The sequence below is a fragment of the Mesorhizobium denitrificans genome (assembly GCF_003403035.1).
Taxonomy (GTDB): Bacteria; Pseudomonadota; Alphaproteobacteria; order Rhizobiales; family Rhizobiaceae; genus Mesorhizobium_G; species Mesorhizobium_G denitrificans.
Genome location: NZ_QURN01000025.1, coordinates 26,003 through 35,599, shown reverse-complemented (window position 1 = coordinate 35,599; position 9,597 = coordinate 26,003). Strand labels below are relative to the sequence as shown.

The 9,597-nt window shown below is 58.1% G+C and carries 11 protein-coding genes; 5 read left to right on the top strand and 6 right to left on the bottom strand.

What is annotated here, in order from left to right:
- The 5 genes from DY251_RS20515 to DY251_RS20495 form a co-directional block, all read right to left on the bottom strand.
- Nucleotides 1-1,027 (bottom strand): DnaB-like helicase C-terminal domain-containing protein (locus tag DY251_RS20515; RefSeq protein WP_116625769.1); only part of this gene is annotated, 1,027 nt, incomplete at its 3' end.
- Nucleotides 1,024-2,370, bottom strand: a complete 1,347-nt coding sequence (gene repC / locus DY251_RS20510; protein ID WP_116625775.1) for a plasmid replication protein RepC — start codon at nucleotides 2,368-2,370, stop codon at nucleotides 1,024-1,026. The genes repC and DY251_RS20515, both read right to left, overlap by 4 nt.
- 158 nt (nucleotides 2,371-2,528) lie before the next feature.
- Entirely contained in the window at nucleotides 2,529-3,527 is a 999-nt protein-coding gene (gene repB, locus DY251_RS20505) for a plasmid partitioning protein RepB (protein WP_116625768.1), read from the bottom strand.
- Nucleotides 3,524-4,705: a plasmid partitioning protein RepA gene (gene repA, locus DY251_RS20500; protein WP_116625774.1), complete on the bottom strand. Its 1,182-nt coding sequence runs from the start codon at nucleotides 4,703-4,705 to the stop codon at nucleotides 3,524-3,526. Before repA ends, repB begins: the two co-directional genes overlap by 4 nt.
- 637 nt (nucleotides 4,706-5,342) lie before the next feature.
- Nucleotides 5,343-5,693, bottom strand: a complete 351-nt coding sequence (locus DY251_RS20495) for a DUF4143 domain-containing protein (RefSeq protein ID WP_158553296.1) — start codon at nucleotides 5,691-5,693, stop codon at nucleotides 5,343-5,345.
- A 148-nt stretch (nucleotides 5,694-5,841) separates the two neighbouring features.
- On the opposite strand from DY251_RS20495, the gene DY251_RS20490 reads away from it, so the two are divergent.
- Entirely contained in the window at nucleotides 5,842-6,180 is a 339-nt protein-coding gene (locus tag DY251_RS20490) for a type II toxin-antitoxin system RelE/ParE family toxin (protein ID WP_116625766.1), read from the top strand.
- Nucleotides 6,177-6,518 (top strand): helix-turn-helix domain-containing protein, encoded by a 342-nt coding sequence (locus tag DY251_RS20485; protein ID WP_116625765.1) that lies wholly within the window; start codon nucleotides 6,177-6,179, stop codon nucleotides 6,516-6,518. Before DY251_RS20490 ends, DY251_RS20485 begins: the two co-directional genes overlap by 4 nt.
- Before the next feature lie 21 nt (nucleotides 6,519-6,539).
- Here the strand turns inward: DY251_RS20485 and DY251_RS20480 are convergent, their stop codons facing one another.
- Nucleotides 6,540-7,676 carry a site-specific integrase gene (locus tag DY251_RS20480; RefSeq protein WP_245416064.1) on the bottom strand — a complete coding sequence of 379 codons (1,137 nt, stop codon included), beginning with the start codon at nucleotides 7,674-7,676 and terminating at the stop codon, nucleotides 6,540-6,542.
- Nucleotides 7,677-7,797: 121 nt separating this feature from the next.
- Between DY251_RS20480 and DY251_RS20475 the strand changes: the two genes are divergently transcribed.
- The 3 genes from DY251_RS20475 (at nucleotide 7,798) to DY251_RS20465 (ending at nucleotide 9,596) form a co-directional block, all read left to right on the top strand.
- The gene (locus DY251_RS20475) at nucleotides 7,798-8,157 is read left to right on the top strand and encodes a type II toxin-antitoxin system RelE/ParE family toxin (RefSeq protein ID WP_116625763.1); all 360 of its coding nucleotides are present in this window, start codon (nucleotides 7,798-7,800) and stop codon (nucleotides 8,155-8,157) included.
- Nucleotides 8,147-8,470, top strand: coding sequence for a helix-turn-helix domain-containing protein (locus tag DY251_RS20470; RefSeq protein WP_116625762.1), 324 nt, complete (start codon nucleotides 8,147-8,149; stop codon nucleotides 8,468-8,470). The genes DY251_RS20475 and DY251_RS20470 overlap by 11 nt, the downstream gene beginning before the upstream one ends.
- A gap of 118 nt (nucleotides 8,471-8,588) precedes the next feature.
- Complete coding sequence (locus DY251_RS20465; RefSeq protein ID WP_116625773.1) at nucleotides 8,589-9,596, top strand: DUF1403 family protein; 1,008 nt, start codon at nucleotides 8,589-8,591, stop codon at nucleotides 9,594-9,596.
- The last annotated feature ends 1 nt before the right edge of the window (nucleotide 9,597 follow it).

Here is a 9,597-nt window from a genome sequence, read left to right as displayed (position 1 = left end):
CGAGACCGCGCTGGCGTTTGAGCCTCCGTGCCCGGGTGGCAAGCTGCGCGATCGAGATGCCGCCGGTCTGGTCGATGTAGAGCGGAATCTTCTGCATGGTCTGCGAGGAGGAAACCAGCCTTTCGAACTCGCGTTCGTCGATTTCGCCGCGGCGGATGCGCGAGGACGAGATCTCCGCCTGTTCGGAGATGATGCGGGTGGCCAGCTGCTCGGCCGACATCTCGAGCGAGAAGAACCCGACCACACCGCCCTGCCCTGTCCTCACCGAGCCGTCGGCCTGTTGGACGGGCTGGTAAGTGCTGGCTATGGTAAAGGCGATATTGGTTGCGAGCGAGGTCTTGCCCATGCCCGGCCGGCCGGCCAACACGATCAGATCCGATGGTTGCAGCCCGCCCATGCGGCGGTCGAGGTCGCGCAGGCCGGTCGCGATGCCCGACAAATGGCCGTCGCGCATATAGGCGGCGTTGGCCATGTCGACGGCATTCTTCACCGCATCGTCAAAGCCGGCGAAACCGCCGTCATAACGCCCGCTCTCGGCAATCTCGAATAGTCGCCGCTCTGCGGTCTCGATCTGGTCGACCGGTGCCACATCGACAGGGGCATCGAAGGCGACGTTGACAATGTCCTCGCCGACCGAAATCAGCATGCGGCGCAAGGCAAGATCGTAGATCGCGCGTCCGTAGTCCGGGGCGTTGATGACCGTCACGGCCTCGGCCGCCAGTCGAGCCAGATAGTGCGCAACCGTCATGGGCCCGACCTTTTCCTCTACCGGAAGAAAAGGACGCATCGTCACCGGATTCGCGATACGACCCATCCGGATCAGCTCGGCCGCCACTTCGAATATCTTGCGGTGAAGCGGCTCGTAGAAATGCTCGGCCCTGAGGAAGTCGGATACCCGGTAAAAGGCGTCATTGTTGACCAATATGGCGCCGAGGAGTGCCTGCTCCGCCTCGATGTTGTTCGGGGCTTCGCGGTAAAGGGGTTCGGGCTCATTCCCGATCTTCCGCGCTGCGTTCGAGGCCGTCATTTCCAGCCCTTTCCTTGCAAGGATTTTGCGAGCGCGCTGCTGATTTCGAGCGATGACGGCTTTTTAGCCGCAACGCCGGATTGCGTACCGCCCCGCTCGGACCTCCTCACCTTTCCGGCTGCGCCGTTCTCCATCGTCGACATCCTGGCGTTGAGCAGCGCCATGATCATCGGCCATGCAGAGAACATCCCGTCGCGGGCGCGGTCCACCAGGCTTCGCAGATAGCCGCCGCGGCTGCGGATATGTTCGGTGCGCTCAAGGATCGCGGCCAACGTGACGGCGGCATTTTCCAGGCCCATCACCTCGACGGCTTCCTGCCAGGCGCTTGGGCTGACCCCCATGTGCGGCCGGACCTCCTCGGCGGCGGCGATAAATTCCCGCCACGTCCGGATTGGCCCTCCAAGGGCGTAGGTGGCGATTTCCGGGCAGGCGTTCAGGACCATACCCAACGGCAAATCCCGTTTGGGCAAGGTGCGTACGTTGTCGGTTTCCGCTACATTGGTGCTGGCTTCATGTTTATTTCTGGAGCCATGTTTAGATTCATCGGTAGAATTAAAGTCTGGTTTTGAATCTTGTATGTGAGTCTCGTCCTGAGACTCATTGGGGTTCATATTTTGAGATTTAACGAACGATTCCAACGTGTCCTGGACATCGAGCCAAAGGTCTTCGAGCTCATCCGCGATGGCATCTAGCAATGAACGCGGAGCCGTGCGCGGTAGCCTGGCGATGATAGCCTCGTAGCGCTGGCGAAATGTAGGCCAGTCACCCGGGACGCCTTCGTTGATGCCGGCGGCGATCATCTTAACCACGTCGCGCCGGCATATGGTCAGACGCTCTTTGACGAGTAGGAGCGCCCTGCGCTCTGCCTGGACGCTCTCGGCGAGCTGACGGAACTCCCCGGCGCGCGCAAGGATCGGCGTCAGATCGAAGCCGTAAGCCTGCTCCACCTCGCCGCCCTGCCCTCTACGAGCGTATCTCTTTCCGTTGGGGCTGTCCCTTCGGATAACCAGGCCACAGTCCATCAAAACCGCGATGTTGCGACGAAGCGTCGGCAGCGACATCCCGTTCGCTCGCTTGATCAGTTCCACATTTGAAGGGAACACGACCAGATTGTCGCCGGCGACAAGTTCAACGGGGCGACGGCACGTTAGAAGCGCATGCAGGATTGAGAGGGCCCGATCGGTCGCCCCCAGCAAGTCCTTGGCGTCACGGATGTCACGGAAGACTTCCCACTTATCGACAGTGGCGCCCTCCTCGACCTGTTTCGCGGCAGCCTGGCTTGCAATCAGGCCAAGTGTCACCGTCCGCCGCCCGAAGGGCGTCGTTGCTATATGTGTCCCCATTTCTTCCTTCCACCTATCGCTAGGCAAAAGAAACCTGCTCGCCAAAACGACGCCAAAACTCTTGACAGTGATTCGCGAATTTGCGATTCTCGTTCGTGTCAAGGATACGAGAAGGGCTTCCGCGAGAGATCGTTTCGGGGGCCTTTTTCTTTTGCGGTTTAGTCTCCTATTGCCTTGGACGACCGTTGGAACGCCTCGTAAAGATCGTCCAATTGGTCAGTGATAAATCCTGCAAAGTCTTGGCCATTCGAAGCCTCAAAGGTAACCACAGTCTTCTTTGCTGTAGACTTTATGCTGATGGCAATTTCCTTATCTGGCGGCGCCCAACGTCTGAGCTGCGCCGAGTGCCGCCCGGCAGACTTAGTGGAAAGCAACTTGAAAACGGCTTCGAAGCGATCCAAGCTTGTCAAACGTTTGAAGTCTGCTGACGCGATGAGTCGTTTCCAGCTTGCTTGGTCGGAAGACTGCAGCTTTTGGACGAGTTTAGCCCAGCGCGGCCGGCCAATGCCCGGAGCTTTGCCAATTGAATGAAGAAGATCGCTCGGTATTTCCGAGGCGATCGCGATCATCTCGCTGACGTGCGATTTACCTGTCGAAAGCGACGCACAAATGGTGTCGCGCTTAAAACCGACCTCCTGCTGAGCCAACGCAAATGCGCATTTCTCGATAAACGACAAATCCTCGCGAGCCGTGTTCTCTTCGCCTTGGAAGATTACTGCTTCCTCATCGTTAAGGTCTCGTATGGCAGTCTTGAACTTCATACCAAGCTGCTTGGCAGCGGCGAGACGTCGACGTCCATAAACTATCTGATAAACGCCCTCCTGCCCCACAACCGGGCGAACCAATCCGGGAACGATCTGCCCTCGTTCACGCATCGAAGCAGCTATTTCAGAGATTGCCTCCGCCTCATAGGCTTCGTCATAACGATCATGAATCGATGAAGGCTGAATGGCGTTGGCATCGAGTTCAACGATCTGTTCTCCCGCACGCAAAAGCCGTTCGGCTGCTTCACTGCGTTCATGCATTTGGCGTACGCCTGCCGCAACTTTCAGAAGATGCGGCGACGAAGAGCGTACTGCAGCGACTTCCCTTTCCTTGTCCTCACTTAACTGGCCCAAGACTGCGGCGAACATTCCCTTGGAATCTTTGCGGCTCATGGTTCACGACCCCACGCGCTGGCGATCAAGCCTTCTATCTCGGCATTCGCGGCATTGATCGATTCGATTGCACGATCATACGTCTTTGGAGCCGAGAAACGGGATCGCTGGACTTCGTATAGGCTCTGTTTCCATGTCAGAGCGTCGGCCACGGCCGTCGATTTCGCCACCGCGTTGAGGAGGAGATCATCGCCAAATACTTGCCGCATAAGAGCCTGCATATTGGCCTGGGGATGATCATTTGCTTCGAACTTAGTAATCAAGAATTTAGCAAAGTCCCATCTGGCTCCTGCCCCGGCCTCATCGAGAATCTGCATGTATGAGGCAGCCAATTCGAGGAACTTTCCTGTCGAGTCGACGTCGAGCATATGTGCGGGTACAGGAATGAGGACCCCGGTTGCCGCCGTCAGCGATGAAAGCGTTAAAAAGTTGAGCGACGGCGCACAGTCCAAAAGAATAATGTCGTAATCATCGGCAATCTGCCCAAGTGCCTGTGAGACTCGTAACAAAAAACCGGTTCCTCCGGTTTTCCGCATTTCGAGCGCCACGGCGGTCTCGAATTCGGTCAACTCTAGGCCTGCACAAATCACGTCAAAGCCAACAATATGGGTCTTGTGGACAATTCTTTGCGTCGGGAGCGGATCGTCAAAGCGGATCGCGGAATAAAGCGTATCGCCTTCACGGTAATCGAACCCCGGCAAAGCTCCATGCAGGCTCGTGAGCGAAGCCTGAGGGTCCATGTCCACGGCTAATACTCGATAACCACGAAGCGCAAGCCAGTGGCCGAGATGAATGGTTGTGGAGGTCTTGCTGCTACCACCTTTAAAATTGGTAACCGCAATAATCTGGCAGTCCTCTCCGTCAACGCGCCTCGGATTAATCCACTTCCTCCGTCCTTTTTCAGCAAGATGCATGCGCAATTCGAGGATATGCTCCAACGTATAGAGCCGCTTTCCTGAGCCCGTTGTTTCAGGTTCAGGCCCCTGCCCTCTCAATGAAACCTGTCTAACGTAGGCTTCTGTAACGCCAAGAAGTGCGGCGACTTCCGTTGAAGAGAACTTCCGCATAGTGCGGACGGCATCAGGCGGGTACTGGGCAAGTGATAAATTCTGAAGTGCCTTATCGAGCTTTGTCGAGAAGGTATCCATAAATTCAAGGCTGCTAAGATGTCGCGTCACCCGATTCTCCATCATTCCCACACTTTCACTGTGTTCCCCGCGTGGTAAATGATTAGTAAACACGTTCGAAACTACGTAGATTTAGCGTATTTCCGGTTTTTACCGTAGCAGGAATATTCCGATTCGGGGTGGGTGTGCAATTTGGATGGCACAAGTTCCCAGCTGGGAACCGCGGTTTACAGATAGCGAGCGCGGCTCCAACAATTGAAATTGTCATCTTGCGGACTCGGCCTTCGGAAAAGCTTCCTATCGACGCCTTTGTACGACTTCCCTGTCGACACCGTCGCCTATAAGGGCAAAAGACCTTCTAAGCACCGTTTTGTAGACGGCTCACTTCGTTCAGTGACCTAGGAAGACCTTTGCCCCCAAAAGTTCCCAGCTGGGAACTTTGCTGTGATGCTCGTCAGCGACGCGCCGACACTCCCCCGACGTCAGGCAAGTTCACCCAATGCTTTTTGCGAGAGTTTATAGGGACATCACCTCCAGACCCTCCTTGAGAGGCATGTTTTCCGTGCCTAGATAGACAATAAGGCGACGCTCGGGATTGATGTCTTCTCAAGCCAGGTAAATGCGCTTTTCTACTTTCGCCGCTGGAGTGCGCTTGATCTCAATCGCGCAAGACGCTTGGCGGTAAGGGTTAGAAGAAGGTCAATCTCGGCCCTAGCAACGGAGCGATAAGAACTGCTATTTTGCGAGTAGGTGCCACAGATAGCAGGTTTCCGATGATGAAACCTTCCCAACTGGCCCCGACAACAGGATGCCCCGAAAAATCATTCAGATCTTCGATACTCAGCAGAGCAAGCACAATGCCGCTGTTGCGCACATAGGTCTTCGGGGATTTGACCAATCTTTTACCCGTATTGGCATGGAACGACTGTAGCCGTCGTACCGGCAGAAAATCGGCGAGTAGATCAACATAGGACGTCACGGTTGGCGCGCTGACAGATAGAGTTTGTGTCAGAGGGCCATTACCGTCTTCGACGGGCACGGCTATGATGTTTCAGATCCGTCATCGTGAAAGCCATGACATCGACTTTCATTGAATATCGAAGATTGTGCTGATCTCACGGATGGGTCTACCATTGACTCTTCAGGCTGCAACGCATATATATAACCCATTGGGTTATGGGAAGAGCATGCAGGCCGTCGCCGAGACAGCATTGTTCATCAAGCAAGCGGCGGAGCTGTTTAGCGAGGATGAAAGGAAGGAACTTATCGACTTTCTCGCGGCCAATCCGCAGGTAGGCGATGAGATTCCAGGTACGGGTGGCGTCCGCAAGACGCGGTTCGGCGCTAAAGGCAAGGGCAAACGCGGTGGTGCGAGGATAATCTACTACTGGTACAGCGATGACGCACCAATCTATGCGTTGTTGGCGTATGGTAAGAATGAGAAAGTCGATCTGAAACCAGAAGAGGCAAAGGCGGTGGCAGCGTTCGCCAAGGCGATCAAGGCAACGATCAGGAGCAAGACATGAGCGAGATGACAAAATTTGGCGCTGATCTGATCCAGGCCATGTCGGAGGCCTTGACGCATGCGCAGGGCAAGGACGTTCCTGGCATCCAGGTTCATACGATTGATGTCGGTGCGATGGACGCAAAGGCGATCCGCAAGAAACTCGATTTGACTCAGGACGAAATGGCAGCCGTGCTCGGAACCAGCCCATCCGGTTACAAGAAGTGGGAACAAGGTAAGCGGCAACCAAGTGGCGCTGCTCGAACATTGCTTCGTGTAATGGACCGGGAACCGGAGGCCGTGCTGCGTGCACTCTCATCTCATGATACGGCAACCGAAAATCAGGAAGCTGCGCACTGAAAGAAAGGGGAGGGGGCTTTTCTACAGTCCCGAGGCCTTCGTGAGATTGACGCGGAACCGATCGCGCCGCCGCTGGTACTTTCGTGTCATCTCGGCGCTCGCGTGTCCAAGCTGCTTTTGCACATAGCGTTCGTCGACTTCGGCTGAGGAGGCCAGGCCAGATCGCAACGAGTGTCCGGCGAACAGCTTGCCGCGCTGGCCCTCCGGCAGATCTCCGCGGACGCCAGCCGCAAGCGCGGTCCGCTTGACGAGGCGCGCGACCTCCTGGTCGTTGAGACGCTCCGATCCGACAGCCTTGCCCTGACCCGTTACACGACGGAACAGGGGGCCGTGGACGATACGCGCGAATTTCAACCAGGTTTGGAGTGCCACGACAGGGCAGGTCGCATCGGACGAGCCACACCCGATTTCGACCTCGCGCCAGCCAGTCTTGCCGCGCAATGTCACCAGTATCCCTTTGTCGAGGATGTCGATCCAGCCGGACGCATCCTCGGTCTGGTCGCGGCCGACGTCAAGACCGACAACTTCGGAGCGACGCAGGCCGCCGGCAAAGCCGAGCAGCAACATGGCGCGGTCGCGCAACCCACGCAGGTTACCGCGATCGAGAGTTTCCAGCATGGCGATCAAGTCTTGGGGCAACACCGCCTCCTTCTGCCGGGGCGGGGAGGCGTGCTTGTTGCGGATTCCAGCCATGACAGTGGCAATGTGACGGTCTTTGCGATCGAGCGGCTGGCCGCGTTGTGCAAAGTTCCAGGAGAGCGAAGAAAGGCGACGCTCAATCGTCGAGACCGAGTTCGGCTTTCTATCTCCATTCGCCTTGCCAGAAGCGCAGGCGGTGATGTAAAGCCCAACCACCTGCGGATCCGGTGGGCATATCTCTACAGCCTGACGCCGGCACCAACTGGCGAAATGACGCCAATCGGAAGCGTAGGCGCGCCGCGTGTGCGTCGAGCTGGCCGCTTCGACATAGTCCTGCGCTCGGCCCGCCAACTCCTCGAGATGACCAGGTAAACGCGCGCCGCCGCGGTAGTCACCAGTGGATAGGGGAGGGGAGGGGGTGTCATCCGCGCTCTTCGCGGAAGCCTCATCAGGCGCGGTCACGGCCATGGCGCGAACCATCTCAACGATATCGGGGAGTTCGTCCTCAGTCCCGTCCATGGTCATTTCTTTTCGTTAGCGCGATTCACCGACGCTATGATATTTGTTCGGCTAGGCATGTCTATGATCTGACTGACCTTCCACCCTTGAATTTCATAGCACCAAGTGCTATCTTTTTACCATGCCTGATCGCGTATTCAAAACGGCCTGGTTTGCCAAGGCGGCGCGAAAGGCACGGCTTCCGGACGCAGCGCTTCTACGAGCGGCGCGAGAGGCCGCGCAGGGCAAGGCTGACGATCTCGGTGGAGGCGTTTTCAAGAAGCGGCTCGGCGACAATCGCTTTCGGTCGATCCTGCTCGCCAGAAGCGGTGAGTTCTGGGTTTACGTCTATCTGTTCGCCAAGCAAGACCGGGCGAACATCGATGAGGATGAGCTGCGGGCATTCCGCGAGCTGGCAGCGCTGTATCGGCGCAAATCCGCGGCGGAACTGGATGCGGAACTAAACGCTGGAGTCTTGATGGAGATTGGTGATGGCCACTAGACGAAAATTCAAGAGCGATGCCTTCGAGGCGATCCACAGCGCGGTGGAGGGCATGGTACGTGCCGGCACGGTCGACAAGCAGACCTTGCGCTCCTTTGACGACGCCTGCCTGTCCAGGCCGACGACATTCGACGCCAAAAAGATCAAGGCGCTGCGCGAGCGCAATCACGTCAGTCAGCCGGTATTCGCGCGCCATTTGAACACGTCGGAATCGACCGTGCAGAAATGGGAGAGCGGCGCCAAGCGGCCGAGCGGAATGGCGGTGAAGCTGCTGACGGTGGTCGAAAAGCACGGCCTTGACGTGCTTAGATAGGCACTTTCAATAACGAACGATAAGGCAACATTATCGGTCTTTTATTCAACATGACAGGCGCGGCGCATTTCGCCGGTAATCGTTGCAATAAGCGCCGTCGTGATTCATGCTGCAACCCATGATTCTTTCGCCTGAACGCGCCGCGTCCCTTCAAACCGCCTCGGCCAACGCCGCGCCGCATGCCGCTGCGACCCCTGTGCCGGGCTGGTTGCGCCAGGCCGTCCCCGACGCGAAAACCCTTGCGGGAAAAGAGGTTGAGGACGTCGCACTCGCCGTCGGCGCCGCCATCGGCGCGCTCGATGCGGTGGTGCGCCGGGAAGAAAAATGGGCCGGCGCCTGGCGGCAGCGGCTGGCGCTTGCGGCGGCGGCGACGACGGCAAAGCACGCGGGGCGTGTCGAGGATGAAGCGGAGCTGCGGGATGCGGTGCTGTTGACAAGGCCGGGCGACGACGTGGGTCCCGCCGGCCGTCTGCTGCTTGGCTGGCTTGGGCTGTCAGCCCGGCCTGCGCAAGACTTGCTGACGGAGAAAAACCTCGGCGCGGTGCTGGAAGCGTTCGGCTATGCGCCCGACGCAGTCGGCGATCTGGCCGAAAAGCTTCGGAAATGTTCCACCCGTGTCGGGACGGTGGCCACGTTGGCCGGTGCCTTTACCATCGCCCAACAGTACGGCTTCGGGCGCGCCCTTGGCGCCTGGTTCACCGACGCGCTTTTGGCGCAGCGACTGGGCTGGGCCCATGCCGTGCCGTTGCTGGGAACGGAGATGGCCGCTTCCATGCGTTCCGATCGGTCGCGGGGGGCTGCCAATGCGACAATCGGCATCGAGGCGGAGAAGGAGCGGGCCAAAGCCCTGCTCGCGGCACAAGCGCGCGCTGCATTGCGCGCCATCGATCTTTCGGCCGAACTTGGACGCCGCGCCGACCGCTTGCTTGCGGTGGCGCCAAAACTCAGGGCCAAGGGGGCGGACATCGTCGTCCAACGGCTCCTGTCCGGCGATGCGATGGTCGCGTCCGATCCCGTCGCCGGCATGAGCGATCGCGGCTTGCGCCGCCTGTTCGACCGGCTGTTCGATCTGGGTGCCGTGCGCGAACTGTCGGGCCGCCCGACCTTCCGCATCTACGGATTGTGAC

Bases quoted from the DNA above. Each gene is read 5' to 3' on its own strand.
- repC (WP_116625775.1), bottom strand. From the start codon at position 2,370: ATGGGGACACATATAGCAACGACGCCCTTCGGGCGGCGGACGGTGACA.
- repB (WP_116625768.1), bottom strand. From the start codon at position 3,527: ATGAGCCGCAAAGATTCCAAGGGAATGTTCGCCGCAGTCTTGGGCCAG.
- DY251_RS20490 (WP_116625766.1), top strand. From the start codon at position 5,842: ATGCAGGCCGTCGCCGAGACAGCATTGTTCATCAAGCAAGCGGCGGAG.
- DY251_RS20485 (WP_116625765.1), top strand. From the start codon at position 6,177: ATGAGCGAGATGACAAAATTTGGCGCTGATCTGATCCAGGCCATGTCG.
- DY251_RS20480 (WP_245416064.1), bottom strand. From the start codon at position 7,676: ATGGACGGGACTGAGGACGAACTCCCCGATATCGTTGAGATGGTTCGC.
- DY251_RS20475 (WP_116625763.1), top strand. From the start codon at position 7,798: ATGCCTGATCGCGTATTCAAAACGGCCTGGTTTGCCAAGGCGGCGCGA.
- DY251_RS20470 (WP_116625762.1), top strand. From the start codon at position 8,147: ATGGCCACTAGACGAAAATTCAAGAGCGATGCCTTCGAGGCGATCCAC.
- DY251_RS20465 (WP_116625773.1), top strand. From the start codon at position 8,589: ATGATTCTTTCGCCTGAACGCGCCGCGTCCCTTCAAACCGCCTCGGCC.